Here is a 22,451-nt window from a genome sequence, read left to right on the forward strand (position 1 = left end):
CCCTGCTCAGGATTTGGTATGATCGGATGGTCGTCTGTGTCGGGTCTCGTCAGATCATACGACCATTTCGCGCAACTGCGTCCGCGACGACGTTCTCCCACGCGGAGTAGACCCTCTCTGGAGAAAGAAGCGCCCTTAACTCATCGGATTCGTTTGCCATTCCCGCGCGGGCCGTCGGGTCATTGATCAGACGAATGGCGGCTTCTGCCAGTCCGGTGACGTCGCCGGTCGGCACCAGATAGCCATTTCGTCCGTGGCGGATGAATTCGGACGGACCATAGTCACAATCGAATGAGACGACCGGGATCCCGCTGACGACGGCTTCGGCGACAACATTGTGAAACCCTTCATACAGCGAAGACCCAACCACGATATCGGCGTCGTTGGCCCAGTCGCCGACCCGGGCCGTGTTGCCTGGCAAATGAACGCAGCCCTCAAGACCCAGAGACTTGCGCAATTGCTCGAGTGCGGGACGCTCGGGACCTTCACCGTAGATCGTCAGGGTGGTCCATGGGCACGCGGCATGGATCCTGGCCATGGTTTCCAGAAGAAGGTGAAAACCTTTCTGCGGCACCAGGCGACCGACCGAGACCAGGTGACGCGCTTTTTCGGAGTTCGACACCTGCGCGCGTGTGAAAGGCTCGATCGGGTTCGGTATGACCCGACCGCGACGGCGGAGCGGGCCGGGCAGATCCGCCAGACCTTTTTGCGTCAATGCAACGACAGCCTTCGACCTTCGGCCCAGAACGGATTGCAGTCGCGCCCATCCGGGGTGTGCGTCCTGTAGACGTGGGTTGTTCCGTTCCGAAATGATGACCGGCAGCTTGGAGTCCAGCGTGGCGATCAAGGTGATTACATTCACTTTGGTCAGAAACGAAATCACGACATCGGGTCGTAGTTCGCGAATGACGGAACGGACGTGCGTGATCCTATTGAACTGTCCGCGCCTGCCGGACAGCGCGCTGGTCCGCACTTTTTCGTTCATCGAAAAATAGGGACCGTTTTCCGGCATGCTGAACGCCGTTGCGTGAACCTCGCATCCGCGTTCTACGAAATGGTTCGACAACATGGCGATGACTTTTTCCGCACCACCCGGACCGAACCCTGCCTGCACAAAAAGCAGCTTTGAACCATTCAACGACACAGTCCCCCGCCGAAAATGGTAATTTACGCAGGGTAATTGAGCAAGCTTGAGATGATCATTGCCAGAAATGGACGCAAAAGCTGGCGACAATATCCGAAGTCCGGCCGATTGGATCGCAAAGCGTGTTGTCAGAGCAGCGGGTGTTCGAACCGGCTACTTGCTGTGGCCTGTCATGTCGTACAGGGCTGAAATTTGTTCGGCGCTTAGCTGGCGAGGGTTCAGTCCTCGGGTCAACAGGGCGAGTTTTGCGGTTTCCTCCAGTTCCTCCATTGCGAAACTGGCAGCCCAGATATCTTTGCCGGCAACCACAGGGCCGTGATTGGCCAGCAGAACCGCGCTGCGCTGTCCGGCTAGTCCCCGGACCGCATTTCCCATTTCAGGGTCGCCGGGCAGGAAGAATGGCAGCAATTTCACCCGGCCGACCCGCATGATTGAATACGGGGTCAATGGCGGCAGAACGTCCTCGGGGTTAACTTCGGGAAGCATGGACCAGGCCACCGAATGCGTCGAGTGGAGGTGGACCACAGCCCCGGTCTGCTGCCTTGTGTCGTAGAAGGCCGAGTGCAGTGGGACTTCCTTGGTCGGCAAGTCGCCATCAATGTGCTGAAACCTGGCATCCAGATGGCTGATCCGTGCCGGGTCGAGAAACCCCATCGAACTGCCGGTCGGCGTAACCAGGATCGTTCCGTCGGACAGCCGGGCCGAGATGTTGCCCGACGCGCCGCAGGTCAGTCCCCGGTCGAACATCGACTTTGCAAGCAGACAGATTTCTTCCCGCAGCTTCGCCGCCTCGCTCATTGTTGTTGCTCCATTCTGTTCAAGGCGTCCGCAAAGAAATCGGGGCCGCCGAAGTTGCCCGATTTCAGCGCCAGTGCAACGGACGGGGTGCCGGGCAGGAGTACCATGGGAACGCCGGCGGCCAAGCGGGGGCCGATCTGCAACTGTTGTGCGCGCAGGCCCTGGACAACCGCGCCCGAAGTCTCACCCCCTGCAATGACCATCCGGCGGAAGCCCGCGGTCCGCAGGCTGCGGGAGAGATCGGAGAACAGGTTTTCGATGGCTGCAGATGCCTTTTCCTTGCCGAAGGAATCCTGTGCCTGCCTCACGACTTGTGGATCGGCCGAAGAGTAGATCAGCGGCGGTTGTTTCTGCTCGAGCGCCCAGTTGACCAATTCTTCCACCGAGATCGAGCCGCTGACCGCGTCCCGCGCGGTGACCTCGCGGTGTGCGGCGATGTCCCGGTAGCGCGAGACTTGCTCTCGGGTGGCGCGACTGCAGGATCCTGACAGCACAATGCCGGGTCCGGACACGCCGTCCCACTGTGGGTGTCGCGGTTTGAAGCCAAAATTTGCCGGCAACCCAAGCGCGATCCCGGACCCGCCGCAAAGGAGCAGGGTATCGCGGGCAGCCTTGCCGATTTCCAGCAGGTCTGCGTCGCGGATCGCGTCGACAATCGTATGACCTTTGGCAGGCAGGGCAGACCGAATGGCTGCAGCCCCCTGCATGACCACCAAGGCGGCCACATGATGAATCGGACGGGCGGACTGAGCGGCCAGCAGACGCCGGAGATCAGGGTCGGTCATCGGAGTCAGTGGATGGTTCTGCATGCCGCTTTCACTCAGCAACTTGTCCTGCACGAACAGGTGCCCTTGGTAGACGCTGCGCCCATTTTCAGGAAACGCCGGGCAGACGATTGTGGTCGGAGCGTTCAGCCTTTCCGACAGCGCATCCAGAACCGGACCAATATTGCCCTTTGCGGTGCTGTCGAAGGTCGAACAGACCTTGAAGACGATTTGCTGCGCACCCTGGGACAGCAGCCAGTCACAGGCCGCCAGACTGTCGCGCACCGCCTCGTCAACCGGGGCCGTGCGTGACTTGAGCGCAACCACGGCCGCATCAAGATCCTGGTCCGCGTGGCCCTTTGGGATGCCAACAAACTGGCTGACGCGCATTCCGCCCTCAGCGAGGGTCAGGCCAATGTCGGATGCGCCGGTGAAATCATCGGCAATGACTCCGATCTTCATAGTTTGATCTCTCTGATTGGCCCCGTGTCCAAACGGTTGATGTGGTCGGCTGGTCCCGGGGCAAAAACGGACCGGACCAGCGGATCGTGGCCTGGGATGATCAGGCCAGGGGCAGACGCGAGGCTTTGCAGCTTGTCAAAGCCGTCCAGCATGTCCTGCAGGTCGACCACAATGGGAAATGGTTTTCGGGCCATGAAGTTCTCGTAGTAATGCGATGCGTCCGACGCCAATACCATCCAGCCGCTGGCGGTCCGGACCCGTACGCATTGCAGCCCGCGGGAGTGGCCGCCGATGCAGTGGACCGTGACACCGTCGACCAACTCGGCGTCGCCGTCGTGGAAAACCACTTTGCCGGAATAAAGCCGCTTGACCGCCTCGCAGATATGACCGGCCGAAAATGGCGCGCGCAGAGTGTCGTGGCACATGCAGGGACCCGTGGCAAAGGCCATCTCGGCCGACTGCATATGCAACGTGGCGTTTGGAAACAGGTGCAGACCCCCTGCGTGGTCATAGTGCAGGTGCGTGACGATCACTTGCTGAATGGCCTCTGGCGCGATCCCGAAAGGCAGCAAGGCTTCACGCGGATCCATGGCAATAGGCCGTCCGCGGCTCAGCCCTTCGTCGGTGTCATACCCGGTATCCACCAGAATGACCTGCGTGCCGCGCCTGAGCAGCCACAGGTAGTAGTCCATGGCATGAGGAGCCGCGTGATCGTCATCCAAAATGAAGCTGTCAGCGCGGGTGCGGGCATTTCTGTCCGCATATTTGATGGCATAGACTTCCCAGTCGTTCATCGCATGACCTCGGAGAACGTGTTGACCTGCTTTCGGACCACCATATCCGAAACCGCCAGATCGAATGTCTTGAAATGCGGACTGTCCAAGTGGATCCTGAACGCGTCTGCGTTCGCGTAGATCTCATACAGAAAAACGATGGCCGGATCGTCGCCTGCGCAGACGTCGAATTGCAGACACCCGGGTTCGTCGCTCAACGACGTGCGCGCGTTGTCCAGCATCAGAGGCAGGAAACGCTCGCGTGTCCCGGGCTTCAACTCAAAGGTTACGGTGACGGCATACATCAGGCGGGCGCTCCTTTCAGGCGGGCGAACAGGCGTTTGACCGGAGGCAATTGGCTGAGGATCAGCGCCAGGTTCAACACCAGCAGAATTGCTGCTCCGGGTCGAGAAACAAATACTGACAGATCACCATCCGACAGGAACAGTGACCGGCGGAATGTCTCGTCGAACAACCCGCCAAGGATGACGCCGATGACCAGTGGCGCAATCGGATATTTCATCAGGTTCATGAAATACGCCACCAAGCCGACCCCCAGCATCAGGTAAAGGTCATTGATGCCGCCACCCACACTGAATGAACCAATCGTGGTCAGAACCATCACGACGGGCAAGAAAACAGTTTGCGGGATTTTGAGAATCTTGATGAAGACCCGCGCGGTGAAAAGGCCCATCAGGAACATCGTCAACGATGCCAGCACCAGGATGGCCACGACCCGCAGGATAATTTCGGGGTCGATCGTTGGGCCGGGGATGACGTTGTTGATTTTGAACGCCCCCAGCAGCGCGGCCGCGGGTGGTGAGCCGGGGATGCCCAGCACCAACAGGGGGATCAGTGCGCCGCCGATACAGGCGTTGTTTGCTGTCTCTGAACACAAAAGCCCGTCCAGTGAACCTTTGCCGAAGTTCTTCCCATCCTTCGAAACGGTTTTGCCGACACCGTAGCTGACCCATCCGGCAACATCCTCGCCGACGCCCGGCAGGGCACCAACGCCGGTGCCGATCACGCCGGACCTGCCGATGGTGGGCAGGTGACGGCGGACCGTCGAGAGATTTGGCAGGATCGAGCCTTTCAGAGCCATGACCTTGCCGGCTTCGACATGGCGCAGGCCTTCGATGATCTGAGGGATCGCGAAGGCCCCCATGAGAACGGGCACCACCTGGAACCCGCTCAGCATGTAGGACCAGCCGAAAGTGTAGCGGGGTTCGGACAGCAAGGGGTCAAGTCCGACCATGGCCATGGCAAGCCCGATCAGACCGGATATCCACCCTTTGAGTACCAGGTCCTCGCTCATGAGCGTGCCAGACAGAAGGATACCGAACAGGGCCAGTAGCGCCTTTTCCGGGCTTGCGATGTTCTTTGAAACAAGCAGCAGTGCCCAGACGAAGATCAGGAGCGTGAGTGTGCCGATAATGGTCCCGATGAAACTGGCCGTCGTCGTCAAACCAAGCGCCTCACCTCCGCGTCCGGCCTTGGCGAGCGGGTGACCGTCCATTGCGGTGGCGGCGCTGGCGGCGGTGCCTGGGATGTTTAGCAGGATCGAGGGATAGGACCCGCCGTAAATCGCCCCCACATATGCGCCCAGCAGTGCGATCAAAGAGTAATCCAGCGGGATCTTGTTGCCGAAGAATCCGGTCAGAATGGTCACGGCAAGGGTCGCGGTCAGGCCGGGCAGGGCACCGAATGTTATGCCCAGAAAGACCGAAAAAACCAGATAGAGATAGGTCAGCGGATCGGCGACCAGCGCAGCGAAGGCATGGCCGAAACCCGCCAGCTGAGACAAGACGAACTCCATGGTCTTAGCCTTTCCAGATCGGGCGGAGCGTCACGTAATAGTGGTACTCGATTTGTTGAAACAGCAGGCCACCGCGCGCCGGAACATTCTGGCGAAACCCGAAGGCCATGGCGCAAACAAGAATAAACGGGGCCAGGACGGCAATGTAGGGAACAACCCGCAAAAGCCGCTCGGACCGGGCTTTGATCAAAACCGGGATCGTCAGGGCAACCCAAATGCCCAACGTGATCCAGTCGTCCGCATGTGCGTTCCAGTCGGCTTGAGCAGGGTAGAGCAACCAGGACGTGAACCCAGCCAGGCAAACGGCGCCGCAAGCGATCATCGCGCGCCGCGGGTGCCCACCGTAGTACCCAAATATGAGAGCGGTAATCAGAAGGCCGGAACACAGGATGAAATCGACGCGCGGGACCAGCCCGCCCACATAAGCCAGAAGGATCAGGCCAATGGTGGAAAACCGAAATGCTTCGTCAGGGTTCCAGCCGATGCCAGCCGCACCAAGGGCGTGCCGCGCCCCGCCGGACCGGACCGAGATCACGAACAGCGCGATCGAGAGGCACAACAGGCCCACAAAGATGAACAACGGAACAATGGCTGCTGAGTCGTACCATTGGGTACCGCTGACCCCCGCCTTGTTTTCACCCCACAGGGGGATGTCCATGGTCTTCCACAGAAAGAACACCGATGTCGCCCCCAAAACCAGCGACGCCCAGAAATCCCGTGCGCGCAGGACCAGAATGTCCTCAGCCTTTTCCAACTTTGCCCTCCCGTGCAAAAAAGGGGCGCGGAACCGCGCCCCCAAGATCGTTTGTCGCTTAGGGCTTCTCGATGCCCAGAGAGGCCGGATCGACGGTCGTCGCACCCAAATCTTGCAGTGTGTATGCAAAGGTGGATTCCAGCGTCGAGAACAGCTTCTGCGCCTCGGGTCCGTACTGTCCGCCGATGTCATAATTGTTTGCTGCGGCCCAATCGGCAACGGCCTGCGAGGCCATGGCTTTCTGGAATGCTTCGGCCAGTTTAGCCTTTACATCGTCGCTTGCCGAATTGTGGACCGCAAAGCCGATTGCCTGTTTCAGCGGCAAATATTGGTCGAGCCCGTCATAGATGCCAAAGGCCGAGGGAACGGTCATTCCCGCGATTTCCGCGTTTTCAGGTGTCAGCATCGCCAGAGGGCGCAACTGTCCGCCTTCGATCAGCGGGGCCTGTTCCGCCAACGAGGTCACGACCAGCGCAACTTCACCGGCGATGGCGGCCTCTTGCCCCGGAGCTGAGCCTTTGTAGGGGACGAATTTGAACTCGGCGCCCGAGCCCTTTTCGATGGCCAGCAGGTTCAGGTGGTGGATGGATCCCGCACCCGAGGCTGCCGCGGGGATGGTTCCTGGCGCGGCCTTCGCCGCGTCCACCAGCTCTTCAAGGCTGTTGTAGGCGCTGTCAGCGGGAACCGAGATCAAATCCGGCGAGCCGCCAACGATGAACGGATACCAGTAGTCGAACTTTTTGTCCCAGCCGCCCTGGACGGCGGCGGTCACGTTTGATTCGGAAAGTCCGACCAACGTATAGCCGTCATCAGGCTGGTTCATGACGTAGACCATTCCGTTTGAACCCGCCACGCCTCCGGTCTGGTTGATCACGTTGATCGATACCGGCAGGTGTTTCTCCATCTCGGCCATGATCATCCGGTTGATGGTGTCGGTACCGCCTCCGGCGCCCCAGACGACGGCGGTGGTAATGTCCCGGTACGGATATTCCTGTGCGCTGGCGAGCCCTGCGGCACCTGCCGTCAGTAGGGCGGCCGCAGCCAACCTTGCGATTTTCGACTTCATTTTTTCCTCCCAGATGCAGTGATGTGTTTATTGTTGCATTAAATTGCGTATACGTTACACAATGCGTTGTCAACGACCGGAATTGATTTAAGGTCGAACGCAAGAACACAGGAAAAGGACGCAGGGCGCAGATGGCCGAGAAACTAGAGATTGCAGTGTTCCACGGAGACGGGATCGGCCCGGAAATCATGGCTCCAACGCTAAGCATCCTTGCGCAGCTGTCTGAGCAGACCGAGGACTATACACTTGAGTTTCGGGAGGTCCCGGCCGGGGCAGCCCACTATGCGCAAACCGGAGAATCATTTCCGAAAGCGTCAATGGATGCGGCGCGGCAGGCAGATGCCATTCTACTGTCCGCGATGGGTTTGCCGGACGTTCGGTACCCGGATGGGACCGAGATTTCACCTCAGATCGACCTACGCAAGGCGCTGGGGCTGTTTGCCGGGGTGCGCCCTGTGCGGGTGAGAGCTGGGCAAGCAACACCGTTGGCCCTGCCGCCCGGCAAGGAAATTGACTTTGTTCTGATCCGCGAAAGTACTGAGGGGTTGTTTCACACCCAGGGGTGCGGAGAAGTGACCGAGGACGAGGCGCGCGAGACGCTGCTGATCACCCGAGAGGTCTGCGAAAAGCTGTTTCGGTTTACCTTCCAGTTGGCGCATGACCGAAAGGCATCCGGGCAGGGTCGGGGTCGTGTCACCTGTGTGGACAAGGCCAACGTCTTCCGTGCCTTTGCATTCTTTCGGGATCTGTTCGATGCCGAGGCTGAGCGTCACCCGGATTTGGTTGCGGATCATGCCTATGTGGATGCAACGGCCTTGTGGATGGTTCAGAAGCCTTGGGAATTTGATGTTCTTGTCACGGAAAACATGTTCGGAGACATCCTGTCTGACCTTGGGGCCGGTCTGATGGGAGGGCTGGGGCTGGCGCCCTCGGCTGACATTGGTCTGGATCATGCGGTGTTCCAGCCCTGTCACGGATCCGCCCCTGACATTGCCGGGGAAGGCATCGCCAATCCGTTTGCCATGTTCCAGTCGGCGGCGATGATGCTGGAATGGCTTGGGTTGCGGCATCAAAACCCCGCGTTGTCGCGCGATGGGCAACGGCTACACGCGGCAGTCGACAGCGTCGTATCCGAGGGCCGAATTCTGACCCGTGATCTTGGCGGAGAAGCCGACACGCTGGCCGCAGCGCGGGCGGTGGCGGACAGGGTGTTTTCGGCGTGAGCAGCCAGCAGTTCATTCGTGTCGCCTGTGTCGGCGCCGGCTATTTCAGCCAGTTCCACTATGGCAGCTGGCGCCGCATACCGCAGGCTCAACTGGTCGCCGCATGTGATCGCGATCTCGAGAAGGCGGCCGCCACTGGGTTGCCTGCCTATGATGATCTGCCGTCGATGCTGGCCCGGGAATCTCCCCAGCTGTTGGACATAATCCTGCCGCCTGAGGGTCATGCCGACGCAATTCGTGCCGCGCTGGACGCAGGTGTGAGTTGGATCCTGTGCCAAAAACCGTTTTGTCTATCTCTGGCAGAAGCAGAGGCTGTTCTGCAGGATGCTCGGGATGCCGGAGCCACCGTCGTTGTCCACGAGAATTTTCGCTTTCAGCCGTGGTATCGGGTGATGAAGGACGCCCTGACACGCGGGGATATCGGGACGCCGTTGCAGGCCACGTTCCGGCTGCGCCCGGGCGACGGGCAGGGGCCGCGCGCCTATCTTGATCGGCAACCCTATTTTCAGAAAATGCCGCGTTTTCTGATCCACGAAACGGCGGTGCATTGGGTCGATACGTTCCGGTTCTTGTTCGGCAATCCGATCTCGGTTTATGCCGATCTGCGGCGGATAAACCCGGTCATTGCCGGAGAGGACGCAGGCTATGTCATCTTTGAGTTCGAAAACGGCTTGAGGGCCGTATTCGATGGCAACCGGAACCTGGATCATGCCTCGGACAATCTGCGCCGCACCATGGGGGAGGCCCTGATCGAAGGCACCGGCGGAACGCTGACGATGGATGGTTTTGGCGCCGTTGGGCTGCGGGAATTCGGCAGCCAGAGCAGAGAGCAGTTGCTTGCACCCGATAAATGGGAGGGCTTTGGTGGCGATTGCGTGCACGCATTGCAGCAGCATGTCATATCCGGTCTTCTAAATGGAACGCATTTGGAAAATACTGGCCCGGACTATCTGGACGTTATCCGCATTGAACAGGCGATCTACAGATCTGATGCGGAGGGCAGGAAAATCGTTTTGGAGGCCGAATGAAAAACGAGACCGGCAAGGCTCTCTCGAATACTCAACGCGCGGTGCGGGACTTGCGGCGGATGATCCTGACCGGAGAGTTGGCCGCCGGCACCGACCATCTGGAAACCGAACTGGCCGAGCAGTTGGGGATGTCGCGCACGCCGGTTCGCGAAGCAGCGCTAATGTTGGAAAGCAAGGGCCTGCTGGAAATGCGGCCGCGCAAAGGGGTGCGGATCCTGCCGGTATCTCCGGATGACATGCGCGAGATCTATGACATTCTGACCGAGTTGGAGAGCCTTGCAGCCGAACGCGCGGCCCAGGCCGGATTTTCCGAGCAAGACCTTCAGCCGTTGGCGGACTCGATCGCCCAAATGGATCGCGCCATCGGTGACGAAGACCTGGAGGCATGGGCCAAGGCCGACGACCTGTTCCACCGCGAGCTTGTCCGATTGGGTGGCAACCGGCGGGTGGAAAGCATCGTGTCCATGATGAGCGACCAGGTCCGCAGGGCGCGGGCCTCGACCCTGTTCATCCGCCCGTTGCCGGTCAAGTCGAATGAGGATCACCGTGCGGTCTATACGGCAATCCGCGACGGCAAACCTGATGTGGCGCGCGACCGGCATCGCCAGCACCGGCTGCATGCCAAATCCGTCATCATCGACATCTTGGAAAAGCATCGGCTGAACAAGCTTTAGCCAGTCAGTTCGCTCAGCCCGCTGGCCGTAGATCTGCCGGCTGTGCAATCTGGACTTCCGGTCCCAACTGGGGATATGGCCAATAAAGCGGCGCGCGATGCGAAAGGACTTCCGGTGCAGATAACCCAGCAGATGGCAGGCGACAGCGTCTATTACATCAATCTGGACCGTGTGCCCGAGCGCCGAGCGTTCATGGAAGCGCAGTTTCTGAAGGCGGGCCTTGTGGGTGCGCATAGGATTAGCGCCACGGATGCCAGTCAGTCGGGCGCGTTGGAGCAAAACCGATATGTCGCGGGAACGGGAACGCGCTGGGGTCTGACGACCAGCGAAATCGCCTGTTTCGAAAGCCATAGATCGGTTTGGCAACGGATCGTCGATCGGAACCTTCCAGCCGCAGTCGTCTTTGAGGATGATGTGGAAATGTCCTCTGGCGCTGGCCGGGTGATCACCGAAGTGCTGAACCACCCGGAAGCCTATGATTGCGTCAAATTGGATTACTCGCCCCGGTCACTGCGCTTTGGGCCGGAGACCGGGATCGGAAATGTCCGCGTGCGCCCAATGTTGGAAATGGCGCCAAGTGCGGCGGCCTATGTTCTGTCACAGGCAGGCTGCCGCAAATTGTTGGCATGGTCGCAGAGATATTCTGACCATCTCGATGACTTTCTGTCCTTGCCGCGCAGGGATTGGAACATGTTTCAGTGCTTTCCGGCCGTGGGTGTCCAGATGATCTGGTCGGGACGGCAGGAGCAGATCGACGAACCGGTCAAAAGCAGCGAACGAACCCAAAGCGCAGCCACAAACAGCGGATTGGACAAGGGCCCTACGTGGTTTCGGCTGCGGCGCGAGCTTCAGTCGGCCGGCCGAAAACTGAAATGGAAGCTGGGCGGTCAGGAGCGGCTTGTCCAGCGCGGCGGCATGGTGGACTTCATTCCCTGTGCCGACGATCTGATCGTGCGCCCTTGGTCCTGAAGTCTTTGAGCCAGTGGTGAAAAACCAAGCGGTTCCAACCATCCGCGCCAGTCGCAAAGTGCATAAACGTTAACAAAACTCTCGATTTGATATAACCTCGCAGTGTTATTGCGCGATTTTTTGGGGTTTTGGTGTGGGTCAAACGATTTACGAGAAATACGGCGGGTTCAAAACCATCAGCCGGATCGTGATGACATTTTACGAAATGGCATTGGAATCGGACGAGATCGGAGGCTACTTCGAAGATATCGACATGCCACGGTTGATCGATCACCAAACCAAATTCGTTTCGTCTCTGGTGGGTGGTCCCGCGTCTTTCAGTGATGATCGGATCGAGGCCGTGCATCGGCACCTCAACATCAGCCATGACGATTTCGACGAGATGGCTACGCTGTTCGGTGAAGCCCTTTCAATTCATGGAATGACCGAAGATGACGTGCAGGTCGCGCTGGCTGCGATCGAAGGCAAAAGGGCGATCATCGTTGCCCGGGATGCGGCATGAGCATCCTGGCCATCAACGAGCATCTGCTGCGTGCCATCGGGGTCGGTATAGCGGTATTGCGGGCCTCGGACCTGACCTTCGTGTTCCACAATGGTCCATTCGCCGAATGGTTCGGCAAACCCGAGCCCGGCCAGACACTTTTGGATATATTGCCGGATCTCGACCAGCGCGAACTGGATGACGTCAAGCAATCGGGCCTGCGATACTCGGCCGAGCTGCAGATGAAGCCGAAACGCCGCACGCTGATCTTCGCGGTGACGATTTCCTTGGCCAACGGGATGGATGAGCAGGTTCTGGTTGTCGAGTGTCAGAACATCACGAAAATTCGTGAGCTGGAAAGCATGATCGACAGCTATTCGACCATGGTCGAGCGCAACACCCGGGAGTTGGAAAGAGAAAAGGAACGGGTCGAACGGCTTTTGCTGAACCTGATGCCGCGTGCGGTTTATGAGGAGTTCAAAACCTTCGGCGTAGTCACGCCTCAGCTGTATGATCAGGTTTCCGTGGTCATGCTGGATTTCGTCGGCTTTACGGATTTTGCGGCAAAAACAGACCCTACGGTCACTCTCAGCGAGTTGAATGACATCTTTACCGCCTTCGACCGGATCGTCGAACAGTTCGGGTGTGAACGGATCAAGACGATCGGGGACGCCTATCTTGCGGTCTCAGGCATGCCCGACGCCACGCCTGACCATGCCACGGCGGTTGCGCATTGTGCGGTCCGATTTCTGCGGTATCTGGAACGGCGCAACGAAAGTCATCCGCACAAATGGCAGGCTCGGATCGGGCTTGGAATGGGGCCCGCCGTTGGGTCCGTGGTAGGGATCCAGAAATACGTCTATGACGTTTTCGGACCGGCCGTGAATATAGCATCGCGGTTGCAGGTCTTTGCGAACCCCATGAACATCGTTGCCCCGGAAGAGATGAAATATGCCCTGATCGATGAATTCCAGGTCTCGGACCTGGGTCCGGTCGACATCAAGGGGATGGGCATGATGGATCTGATCAATGTCACCTCACGGCTGAACGCACCGCATGCCAGCCGGATGTTTTGACGATCATTCGTCGGGCGGCACCAGCCCCAACCCTCTGAGGTAAATGCCGATCCCGGATTCCAAAAGGTCTTCGGGCGGGAACGGCGAACTGGCCCCCGCATTGCGGGCATAAAGCTCGACTACACCATGGCTCATCGCCCAGATATGCGCGCTGAACATAGACGCCGGTGGTCGCTTTTCCGGCGGAATGTGTTCTGAAAGATCGGCCGCAGCCATTTCCAGAACCTCCTTTGCACGGTTGGCGGCCAGCGCCAGCTCGGGCGTCCGGTTGACCGAGATTCCGCTTTCGAACATCGAGATGTAATGGCCGGGATGCTTGCGCGCAAACGCCAGATATGCGCGCCCGGTCGCTTCGAAAGCGGCCAGCGCCGAGGGCTGCCCCTTGTCATAGGCATACTGCATGAGGTCCGCGAACATCTCGAACCCCTGACGGGCCGCCTCGGCGATCAGATCCTCGCGACCCTGATAGTGTCGGTAAACCGCGGCTGGGGTGACGCCGGCCCGTTTTGCGGCCTCAGACAATGTGAAGCCGGTCGGACCTTTTTCTTCGATCAGCGAGAGGGCGGCGTCGATCAGCGCCTGTTTCAGATTTCCATGGTGATAGCCGCGTTTGGTCATTCCGACGGCACCTGCCTGTGGTTGCGTGCTCTTTTACCAACCAGACATAATGCACGCGGCGCAGCAGGTCCAATCCCCGGGGCATGATCGGAGGGGCCACCGCTTGACCAAAGGCGCCCTAGACTACGCATCCCAGATTTCCGGTCCGCCACAAATCATCGGGTCGGGCTCTCCAACGGCTTCGGCGTCCTTTTCGTCATAGTCCAAGGTCGACAATACCGCCCGGATTGCCGCAAGCCGGGCGCGCTTCTTGTCGTCCGAACGGATGATCGTCCAAGGGCACAGATCGGAATGGGAGCGTGTCAGAGTTTCAGAAATCGACTGCGTGTATTCATCCCATTTGCCCAGACCGGCGATGTCTATAGGGCTCAGTTTCCATTGTTTCAGCGGGTCTTTCTCGCGCGCGAGAAACCGGCTGAGCTGTTCTGCGCGCCCGACGTTGAGCCAGAATTTGAACAGGTGAATGCCGTCATGAACAAGCCCGTTCTCCAGTGGCATGACCTGCCTGAAGAAGCGTTCCCGCTGGTCTGCGGTGCAAAATCCAAAGACGTTTTCGACGACCCCCCGGTTGTACCAGCTGCGATCGAAGAAAACGATCTCGCCAGCCGATGGCAGGTGCTGAATGTACCGCTGGAAGTACCATTGGCTGCGCTCGGCGTCGGAGGGCTTGCTGAGGGCGACATTGCGGGCGCCACGCGGGTTCAGGTTTTCCCGGAACCGCTTGATGGTACCGCCTTTGCCCGCTGCATCTCGACCCTCGAACACGATCGCGATGCGTCGTCCGGTTTCCTTGACCCATGCCTGCATCTTGACCAGTTCGATCTGCAGGGCCTCCATCTGATTGTCATAGTCCTTGCGCTTCATCCTCTCCTGATATGGGTAGCTGGGGTTGAGGATGTCGCCTTTTTCAGCGTCTTCGATGGCCTTTCGCACGCTCTCCGGAGCGTCGTTCCGAAAGTAGCTGTTGATTGCTCGGTCCGCTGCACGGGTCATGAGTTGCCTCGCCATAAAATCCAGTTTCTACTATGGATTACGGGCGGGGTTAACGCAAACCCGCTCGTTCGGCGGCACGTTCGATCGCAGCAGCAACTTCTGGAGCGGCCACCACTTGAGGCATGTGACCCATACCTTCAAGTTCGATCAGCTCAGCGCCGGGGATTTGTTCGATCAACCGCTCGGAATGCCAGCCCAGCCCAACTGTGGTGTCTGCCGTACCATGCACAATTTCGGTGGGCACCGAAATCTCGGGGTAGCGCGGTTGCAGCTCGGCAACTTCGTTCAGGAGGTTGGCCCGTTGTTTTGCGTTGGCATGCATCGACGACCGGCGGAGCGTCAGGGGCGGACCAAAGTGCTCGGCATAGCCTTCGGGTGCCGTCTGGGGGGCAAAGACCGTATCCAGGGCCTTGTTGACGTACCAGTCCGGAACGTAGGCGGTGATCAACGGCAGGACGAGAGCATTTCCCCAGGCGGTCGAGGTAATCCGGTTGAAGGAATCGAGCGGAGTTTCCCATGGCACCGCGGCCGGGGCGATCAGGACCAGAGCCGAGATGTTGTCAGGTCGCGTCACAGCCCAGGCCAGCGATACCGACCCGCCATAGCTTTGACCGGCTACGATGGGTTTGTCGGCCCCCAGCATCGCGGCAGCTTTCTGCAGGATTTCTGCCTGCTCAACGATGGTTTCGCCCTCCGCCGAGAAGCTCTGAGAGTAGCCCAGTCCCGGTCGGTCAAATACAATGACCCGAAAGGATTTTGCCAGCAACGGCGCCAGAGCAAACGTCATGTCCCGGGTATTGCCGCTGGACCCGTGGATCAGGACGACATCCGGGCCTTCGCCCATGACGACGGCATGTACAGCAACGCCGTCGACATCCAATACCTGACCCTCTGGCGGAAACGCGGCCTCGGCCCGGGCCTCATGGCGTGCGGCAAGCCAAGCCGTCAAGGCCGCAAAAAGGGCCGCAAACAGGCCCAAGTATATCAACGACTTAATGACCAATTTTCGCCATGTCGAAAGGAGTGGTCTGGTATATCTCGTTGATCCAGTTCCCATACAGCAGATGCGCATGGCTACGCCACCGGTTCTGAGGCGTGCGGGACGGGTCATCGTCGGGATAATAGTTGATCGGCACGTTGATCGGAGTGCCATTGGCCACGTCCCGGTCGTATTCCTGTTTCAGGGTGTCACTGTCATATTCGAAGTGATTGAAGATATACAGCGCCCGGTTCTGCCGATCTTCAACAAGACACGGACCGACCTCGTCGCTGCCCAGAAGGGTCACAAGCCCTTCGGTAGCGTCGATTTCATCCTGACGGACTTCGGTCCAGCGACTGACCGGGATCACGCAGTCATCCGAGAAGCCTCGCAGGAAAGGCGAGGCCGGTGACAGGTTCCGATGCCGGAAACACCCAAACGCCTTGGCGTCCAACATATACTTTTTGACGCCATGAAAGTGATAGATCATCGCCATTCCACCCCAGCATACGCCGAAGGTCGAATGCACATTGGTTCGGGTCCATTCGAACACCTCGGTCAGTTCGTCCCAATAGGTGACGTCTTGAAACTCCAGATGCTCGATGGGGGCGCCGGTGATGATCAGGCCGTCAAATTTCTGGTCCTTCACGTCCTGAAAAGGGCGGTAGAACTCTTCCATGTGTTCGGCCGCGGTGTTTTTGGTTTGATGCTCAGTCATGCGGATCAGGGACAACTCGATCTGCAGAGGCGTCGCGCCGATCAATCGGGCAAACTGGTTTTCGGTCTGGATTTTTTTCGGCATCAGGTTCAGCAACCCGATCTTCAGGGGCCGGATGTCCTGCCGTGCGGCCTGATCCTCGGCCATGACCATGACGCCCTCTTTCGTCAGAACGTCAAAGGCCGGGAGGTCGGACGGAATCTTGATAGGCATGAGGCGGTTTTTTCCAGTTTCTTCTGAAGCGTTCTAGTTAGGACGCCGCGGCGCGGGTCTCAAGTGTGCTCTCGATCAACTCATCGAAATCACGCGCATCCCGCACCTTTCCGATTGCGTCGGCGGTAACAGTGACCCCCCAATTCTCAGCCATGGATTGGTATCTGGGCTGACGGTGGGCCAGGGCGCGGGCATAGGTCCAGCGGATGAAGTCGTCGGGATTGACCTCTGCCTCGGCGCAGCCGTGCTGATCAAGGTATTCCTGCCAGGTGCGCGTCAGGAAATCGGCCTGATAAGACATCGGTTTGGGGGCCTTGTCGAACCGTCGGATCAGTTCGGCGGTGTGGTCGTCGTCGCCCTTTATCCAGACCATCAGGGTCTGGCGCGAGAGTTCCGACAAGACGTGGTCGGAAGGATTGTCAGGGTCCACCCATTCGCAGATTGACCCGCCGGTGTCACAGATGAAATGCGGGTACCCGTACAGACGCTGAGCGCGGTCAATGAAATATTCGGTGTCCAGCAGAGCGTGGATTTCGGCCTGCCGGAACTGCTCTTGTCTACGCCGATATTCCGGCATCGCCAGCCCACCCAGCGCCGGGTTTCCGGGCTTGCCCAGATAGGCGGCGACCGGCGTCAGGTTTTCGAACGAAATGTTGGAACCGATATAGATCGAGTCAGAGAGCAGCAGATCCCGCAGAAAGGGAACCTTCATTGCCTCAGCCTTGGCGTTGTCGGTGATGTATTCACCCATGTAACGCGTGCCAATTCGATAATCGATCGAGTAGTGGAACCAATCGCCCGAGTCGCGAAGGATGTTCGACACGTAAGTCTTGCCCAAGCCGGACATGCCGAAAAACAGCACCTTTTTGCGCGCCGCTTCGCGCCAGTCCTTCGCCGAGCTGTAGATCATGTGCAACCGTCCCTTGTTTTGTCCTAGCTAAATCGGCCCGGCGATGGCGTCAATCTCGGCCGCGGGTTCGGCTTAGGATCAATAACCCCAATGCAAGGATTGCAAAGCCGATGAAGGCATTCGGGGCAAGGGTTTCGTGCCGGACATAGGCGCCCAGCAGAATGGCGACCGGAGGGATGATCAGGGTGACCAGCAGCAGGTTGCCGCTGCCGGCAGCGGCCAGAACCCTGTAGTACAGCAGGTAGGCCCCAGCCGTAGCAACGAGTGCGTAATAAGCTACGGCGAGGCAAGTTGTCATAGGCAGGTCGAACGATGGCACACCGTCGACGACCAGCATTACCGGCAGCATGACGATGGTTGACCCGCTCAGCATTCCCGCCGCCGCAACCTGCGGCGCCAGGCCTGACAAGCGCAAACGGGCCCATACAGCCGCCAGCGCATAGGATACGGTCCCCGCCAGAATGGCCAGTTGAGCAGCGCTTTGCAGGCTGAACCCAAGGAAATTGTGCAATCCGATTGCGGTGGAAACTCCGCCAAAGCCAAGCGCAACACCCACGGCTCGGCGTTTGGTCAGTCGCTCGTCGGGAAAGAACGCAGCCGCAACCAGAACACCGAAGATTGCCGTGGCAGCGTTCAAGATCGAGGTCAGACCGGTGTCGACATACAATTGGCCCCAGGCCATCAGCGAGAAGGGCAATACGTTGTTCAACAGACCCATGACCAGAAAAGCGCCCCAAATACGCGGGTCCTTCGGTATCGTTTCTCGGCGGAGGAGAACGACGGCCCAAAGTGCAAGCGCGGCCCAGAAAACGCGATGAAACACGGCCGTCATCACAGGTATCGTGTCCAGTGCGACGCGGATCGCCAGGAAGGACGCGCCCCAGATCAGTCCAAGAAGAATGAGCTCGAACCAAGCAAGGGCGGAGAGGGATTTTTGTTGCGTCATGGCTATTTCTTGCATGTTTCTGTTTGCCTCAGGCGGAATACTTGCATTCGGCAATTCGGTAAGCGACCCGGATCATGCGAAAAACCCCGCCACAAGGGCGGGGTTTTCCAATTCTGTATGAGCGTATCCCTTAGTTCAGGGCGTAGGTCACCTGAATACCAACGCTCCACGCGCTGTTTCCAGAGAAGTTCGCCCGCGCCCCGGGGCCAGCACCGTCAGCGGTTGCGTCGCCCAGATCGGTATAGCGAACGCCGCCCGAAATCTTGGCGCGTTCCATCGAGTAGGTGCCGCCAAGGCCGATGCTCCAGAACCCGTCGGTCGGACCCAGGTTGGAAACGGGCTCATTGGTTGCCGATTCATAGCCAAGGGTCACTGCGCCCGAGAACTGTTCGGAGAACTGGTAGCCAAGACCCAGCGAATAGGTCCAGGTCGGATCGTCATAGTCCACCAGCGCGCTGGTCGGCGGATAGTTCGGGGGATCGTAAACCGTTTGCGGCCAGTCAACCCAGCGGATCGATCCGAACAGCAGTGTCCTGGGGGCAACGCCGGTCTGGAAGTCCAGGTTCACCGATTGCGGAGAAACGACCTCGCTGGAAGTGTCAAATGTCGCCACGGTTCCAGGCGGGATCGGCGGGATCGGGATTGGGTTCACCGACTCCGTTTGCGACAGGTCATGGGAAATTTTCGAGTTGTAGGTCAGCGCCACGCGCGCTGCGATCTCGGGCTTTTCCCAAGCCACACCTACGACGTAACCCAGCGCGGTATCCTTGTCGGCATTCACCTCGTAACCAGCCGCCGCCGGCACGGCAACGTCAGCGCTGAGCCGCTGAATACGCAGACCACCGATGGCGCTGAAGCCGCCGTCGAACTTGTAGCGCAACAGGGCAGTAATTGCCTCTGTGTCGGCTTTCGCGCGCAGAACGTCAGTGCGACCACCCGGGATCGGGTTCTGCGAGAGCGGGTAGTTCGAACCGTAGGCGATATCGGCACCGAACGGTTCGTCATAGATCAGCGCAAAGTCGAGTTGGTCGGTGAAGGCGTGCTTGTACGCGAGATGAGGCGAGAAGAAGTCGTTTGCAACGTTGCCCGAGTCCACGCCCAGCATCGTGCCGCTTACGCTTGGGTTGGTGTAGCCCAGGCGAAACTGTACGACGGAACCTTCCTCAAAGATAATGTTGATGCCTTGCCCACTACGGTCGATACCGCCGGCATGAGCGGCGGTCGCCCCTGCACAGAGCACGCACGCCTGTAACAGCGCTTTCTTCATGTATTCCTCCCTTTTCACTATCCGGCGCCACAGTATTGTCTTGTGAGTGTCAGTGGCGGTGTTTTCTGTGGCCATTATTCACGGGGAGTTTAAAAAAACGTCAACCACTGACCATACGTTAGTTTCTGCCAGTGACCGAACGTCAGTTTTTGTGTGTGGTTTTTGCCAGAGTGCCCGATCCCGCGCGGCCTTCGGACCAGACATTCAGGAATATGCCCGAGAAAATCACGACGGCGCCCAGCATGGTCCACTGATCCAGGGGTTCGTGATACAGCAGCATCCCAACAATGGCGATCGTCGGCAGGCGCGCGAAATCAAAGGGAATAACGACCGTGGCCGGAGCGATGGCAAGCGCGTTTGTAATGCAGAAATGGGCCAGCAGGCCGGCCAGCCCGACCAGCAACAACAGGGGCACGCTTTGAGCGGTTGGCAGGACGATCTGCCCGTCCGCTCCGGCAACAGCAAGACCCATTGCGGCCTGCATCGTAGTTAGCCAGAAAACGATGCATCCGATGCTGGCGAACCCTGTCAGTTTCTTCGTCGAAATCGTCGTAAGCGCAAAGAAAACAGCCGAGGAGGCCGCTGCAAGAACACCGGGCGTGAGCGGTGTGGCTCCGGGTCGGGCGACGATCAATATGCCTGCGAAACCTATGATTGCCGACATGACCCGCGTGGGTGTCAGGCGTTCGCCCAGCAGAAGCGGAGACAGGAGTACGACCCATATCGGTTGCGTAAATTCCAACGCAAAAACCTGCGCCAGCGGGATGACGCTGACAGCGTAGAACCACAGGTTTTGGCCCGCAAAATGCAACGAGTTTCGAACCGCGTGCAGACCCAGACGTTGTGTCGATACCTGGTGCCATTTGCCGGTTGCCGTCAAAACGGCCGAAACGACGATGACGCCGACAATGCTGCGGTACATCATGATTTCAAACGTGTCGTGCGTCAGGCTAAGCTCGCGCCCGGCAACGGCCATTGACGAGAAAGAAGCGATCGCACCGGTCATCCACAGCGCGGTTTTGGCAATCATCGATTTGCTATCGCGCATGTTTCGATCCTTGGGCTGAGCGTGCGTTTGGCCACCGAACCAAAACCGACGCCGGTTCACAACAATAAAAAAGCCGGGTCAGCGCCCGGCTTTTGGTGTCATTCCCATTCGATCGTGCCCGGAGGCTTGGAGGTGATGTCATAGGTGCAACGGTTGATGCCCTTGACCTCGTTGATGATCCGGGTGGCGGTTTCGCCCAGGAATTCGTGGGTGAACGGGTAGTAATCGGCCGTCATTCCATCAACCGAGGTCACCGCCCGCAGGGCGCAGGCATAGTCATAGGTGCGCCCGTCGCCCATCACGCCGACTGTGCGCACCGGAAGGATCGCGACGAAGGCCTGCCAGATCTCGTCATACAGGCCGTGCTTGCGGATCTGGTCGATATAGATCGCGTCGGCCTCGCGCAGGATTTCCAGCTTTTCGCGGGTGATCTCGCCCGGGCAGCGGATGGCCAGACCCGGTCCGGGGAAGGGGTGGCGGCCGATAAAGCTGGGCGGCAGGCCCAGTTCACGGCCCAGCGCGCGCACTTCGTCCTTGAACAGTTCACGCAGCGGCTCGACCAGTTTCAGGCCCATCTTTTCGGGCAGGCCGCCGACGTTGTGATGCGATTTGATCGTGACTGACGGGCCGCCGGAAAACGACACCGATTCAATGACATCGGGGTACAGCGTGCCCTGGGCCAGGAACTCGGCGCCCTCGATCGTGTCGGCGTGTTTCTGGAATACGTCGATGAACAGCTTGCCGATGATCTTGCGCTTGGTTTCGGGGTCCGAGACGCCGTCGAGCTCTCCCAGGAACAGCTCGCTTTCATCCGCGTGGATCAGTTGGATGTTGTAGTTGTCGCGGAACATCGAGACGACTTCCTGCGCCTCGTTCTTGCGCAGCAGGCCGTGATCGACGAAAACGCAGGTCAGCTGGTCGCCGATCGCCTCGTGGATCAGGATAGCGGCGACCGAGCTGTCGACACCGCCCGACAGACCGCAGATCACCTTCTTGTCGCCGACCTGTTCGCGGATCTTGCGGATCATCTCGTCGCGATAGGCGCCCATGGTCCAGTCACCCTTAAACCCGGCCAGCTTCACGAAATTCTCGTACAGTTTTGCGCCCTTGGGGGTGTGGTGCACCTCGGGGTGGAACTGAACGGCATAGAAATGGCGGTCGGTATCGGCGGTGATCGCGAAGGGCGCGTTGGGCGAGGTGCCGAACACCTCGAACCCTGGTGCGATTTGGCTGACATGGTCGCCGTGGCTCATCCAGACCTGTTCGTTGCCATCGGTGAACCAGCCCTCCAGCAGGTCGAGCTTGCCGCGCGGCGTCACAAATGCCCGTCCGAACTCGGCGGTGCCGTGGCCGCTTTCGACCTTGCCGCCCAGCTGGTGCATCATGACCTGCTGGCCATAGCAGATGCCCAGGATCGGAACGCCATACTCGAATATCTCTTGCGGGACGCGCGGTGATCCCTCGCGGGTCACGCTGTCCGGCCCGCCCGAAAAGATGATGGCGCGCGGGGCCATGTCACGCACGAAATCCGTCGTGACGTTCTGGTAGGGGTGGATTTCGCAATAGACGTTCAACTCGCGCAGGCGGCGGGCGATCAGCTGCGTTACCTGGCTGCCGAAGTCGATGATCAGAAGGCGGTCATGGGATGTCTCGGTCATACCCGGCCTTTAGGTCGGAAGCCTTGCATGTGCAAGCGCCTTGACGTCATTTGGCGGGAAAGAGTGACGCGGA

General features: G+C 59.1%; 23 protein-coding genes. 6 read left to right on the forward strand and 17 right to left on the reverse strand.

The window, feature by feature from the left end:
• Positions 1-49: 49 nt before the first annotated feature.
• From AC2FML_RS01555 to AC2FML_RS01590, 8 genes are all read right to left on the reverse strand, one after another.
• Entirely contained in the window at positions 50-1,138 is a 1,089-nt protein-coding gene (locus AC2FML_RS01555) for a glycosyltransferase family 4 protein (RefSeq protein WP_170366995.1), read from the reverse strand.
• Between the two features lie 159 nt (positions 1,139-1,297).
• Positions 1,298-1,942 (reverse strand): 3-oxo-tetronate 4-phosphate decarboxylase, encoded by a 645-nt coding sequence (gene otnC / locus AC2FML_RS01560; RefSeq protein WP_496781684.1) that lies wholly within the window; start codon positions 1,940-1,942, stop codon positions 1,298-1,300.
• On the reverse strand, positions 1,939-3,168 hold the full coding sequence (gene otnK / locus AC2FML_RS01565; RefSeq protein WP_496781686.1) for a 3-oxo-tetronate kinase: 1,230 nt from the start codon (positions 3,166-3,168) through the stop codon (positions 1,939-1,941). Before otnK ends, otnC begins: the two co-directional genes overlap by 4 nt.
• Positions 3,165-3,962 (reverse strand): N-acyl homoserine lactonase family protein, encoded by a 798-nt coding sequence (locus AC2FML_RS01570; RefSeq protein WP_170445612.1) that lies wholly within the window; start codon positions 3,960-3,962, stop codon positions 3,165-3,167. The genes otnK and AC2FML_RS01570 overlap by 4 nt, the downstream gene beginning before the upstream one ends.
• Positions 3,959-4,246: a putative quinol monooxygenase gene (locus AC2FML_RS01575; RefSeq protein WP_170357618.1), complete on the reverse strand. Its 288-nt coding sequence runs from the start codon at positions 4,244-4,246 to the stop codon at positions 3,959-3,961. Before AC2FML_RS01575 ends, AC2FML_RS01570 begins: the two co-directional genes overlap by 4 nt.
• Positions 4,246-5,757, reverse strand: coding sequence for a tripartite tricarboxylate transporter permease (locus AC2FML_RS01580; RefSeq protein ID WP_496781688.1), 1,512 nt, complete (start codon positions 5,755-5,757; stop codon positions 4,246-4,248). The genes AC2FML_RS01575 and AC2FML_RS01580 overlap by 1 nt, the downstream gene beginning before the upstream one ends.
• Positions 5,758-5,761: 4 nt before the next feature.
• Complete coding sequence (locus tag AC2FML_RS01585) at positions 5,762-6,511, reverse strand: hypothetical protein (RefSeq protein ID WP_480753126.1); 750 nt, start codon at positions 6,509-6,511, stop codon at positions 5,762-5,764.
• A gap of 58 nt (positions 6,512-6,569) precedes the next feature.
• Positions 6,570-7,577 carry a Bug family tripartite tricarboxylate transporter substrate binding protein gene (locus AC2FML_RS01590; protein ID WP_496781691.1) on the reverse strand — a complete coding sequence of 336 codons (1,008 nt, stop codon included), beginning with the start codon at positions 7,575-7,577 and terminating at the stop codon, positions 6,570-6,572.
• A gap of 131 nt (positions 7,578-7,708) precedes the next feature.
• On the opposite strand from AC2FML_RS01590, the gene AC2FML_RS01595 reads away from it, so the two are divergent.
• From AC2FML_RS01595 to AC2FML_RS01620, 6 genes are all read left to right on the forward strand, one after another.
• Positions 7,709-8,800, forward strand: coding sequence for an isocitrate/isopropylmalate dehydrogenase family protein (locus tag AC2FML_RS01595; protein WP_496781693.1), 1,092 nt, complete (start codon positions 7,709-7,711; stop codon positions 8,798-8,800).
• On the forward strand, positions 8,797-9,828 hold the full coding sequence (locus AC2FML_RS01600) for a Gfo/Idh/MocA family protein (protein ID WP_496781694.1): 1,032 nt from the start codon (positions 8,797-8,799) through the stop codon (positions 9,826-9,828). Before AC2FML_RS01595 ends, AC2FML_RS01600 begins: the two co-directional genes overlap by 4 nt.
• A complete protein-coding gene (locus tag AC2FML_RS01605; protein ID WP_170357624.1) occupies positions 9,825-10,502 on the forward strand; it encodes a GntR family transcriptional regulator in 678 nt (225 codons plus the stop codon). Before AC2FML_RS01600 ends, AC2FML_RS01605 begins: the two co-directional genes overlap by 4 nt.
• A 114-nt stretch (positions 10,503-10,616) precedes the next feature.
• Positions 10,617-11,471, forward strand: a complete 855-nt coding sequence (locus tag AC2FML_RS01610; RefSeq protein ID WP_480635942.1) for a glycosyltransferase family 25 protein — start codon at positions 10,617-10,619, stop codon at positions 11,469-11,471.
• Positions 11,472-11,604: 133 nt separating this feature from the next.
• The gene (locus AC2FML_RS01615; RefSeq protein WP_170338900.1) at positions 11,605-11,973 is read left to right on the forward strand and encodes a group I truncated hemoglobin; all 369 of its coding nucleotides are present in this window, start codon (positions 11,605-11,607) and stop codon (positions 11,971-11,973) included.
• Complete coding sequence (locus AC2FML_RS01620; RefSeq protein WP_170403492.1) at positions 11,970-13,028, forward strand: adenylate/guanylate cyclase domain-containing protein; 1,059 nt, start codon at positions 11,970-11,972, stop codon at positions 13,026-13,028. Before AC2FML_RS01615 ends, AC2FML_RS01620 begins: the two co-directional genes overlap by 4 nt.
• Before the next feature lie 3 nt (positions 13,029-13,031).
• On the opposite strand, the gene AC2FML_RS01625 is transcribed toward AC2FML_RS01620, so the two are convergent.
• The 9 genes from AC2FML_RS01625 to guaA form a co-directional block, all read right to left on the reverse strand.
• On the reverse strand, positions 13,032-13,646 hold the full coding sequence (locus AC2FML_RS01625; RefSeq protein ID WP_093961897.1) for a TetR/AcrR family transcriptional regulator: 615 nt from the start codon (positions 13,644-13,646) through the stop codon (positions 13,032-13,034).
• A 123-nt stretch (positions 13,647-13,769) separates the two neighbouring features.
• Entirely contained in the window at positions 13,770-14,639 is an 870-nt protein-coding gene (gene ppk2 / locus AC2FML_RS01630) for a polyphosphate kinase 2 (protein ID WP_496781697.1), read from the reverse strand.
• A 49-nt stretch (positions 14,640-14,688) separates the two neighbouring features.
• On the reverse strand, positions 14,689-15,642 hold the full coding sequence (locus AC2FML_RS01635; protein ID WP_496781699.1) for an alpha/beta fold hydrolase: 954 nt from the start codon (positions 15,640-15,642) through the stop codon (positions 14,689-14,691).
• Complete coding sequence (gene metA / locus AC2FML_RS01640) at positions 15,632-16,549, reverse strand: homoserine O-acetyltransferase MetA (RefSeq protein ID WP_496781701.1); 918 nt, start codon at positions 16,547-16,549, stop codon at positions 15,632-15,634. The genes AC2FML_RS01635 and metA overlap by 11 nt, the downstream gene beginning before the upstream one ends.
• 37 nt (positions 16,550-16,586) lie before the next feature.
• The gene (locus AC2FML_RS01645; RefSeq protein ID WP_170357629.1) at positions 16,587-17,459 is read right to left on the reverse strand and encodes an ATPase; all 873 of its coding nucleotides are present in this window, start codon (positions 17,457-17,459) and stop codon (positions 16,587-16,589) included.
• A gap of 49 nt (positions 17,460-17,508) precedes the next feature.
• Positions 17,509-18,405: a DMT family transporter gene (locus tag AC2FML_RS01650; RefSeq protein WP_496781703.1), complete on the reverse strand. Its 897-nt coding sequence runs from the start codon at positions 18,403-18,405 to the stop codon at positions 17,509-17,511.
• Positions 18,406-18,535: 130 nt separating this feature from the next.
• Entirely contained in the window at positions 18,536-19,672 is a 1,137-nt protein-coding gene (locus tag AC2FML_RS01655) for an OmpP1/FadL family transporter (RefSeq protein WP_496781705.1), read from the reverse strand.
• 142 nt (positions 19,673-19,814) lie between these two features.
• Positions 19,815-20,720: a DMT family transporter gene (locus AC2FML_RS01660; RefSeq protein ID WP_170371167.1), complete on the reverse strand. Its 906-nt coding sequence runs from the start codon at positions 20,718-20,720 to the stop codon at positions 19,815-19,817.
• A gap of 98 nt (positions 20,721-20,818) precedes the next feature.
• Positions 20,819-22,378: a glutamine-hydrolyzing GMP synthase gene (gene guaA, locus AC2FML_RS01665; protein ID WP_170357632.1), complete on the reverse strand. Its 1,560-nt coding sequence runs from the start codon at positions 22,376-22,378 to the stop codon at positions 20,819-20,821.
• Positions 22,379-22,451: the final 73 nt, after the last annotated feature.

The sequence above is a fragment of the Ruegeria sp. BHSC029 genome (genome assembly GCF_059613085.1).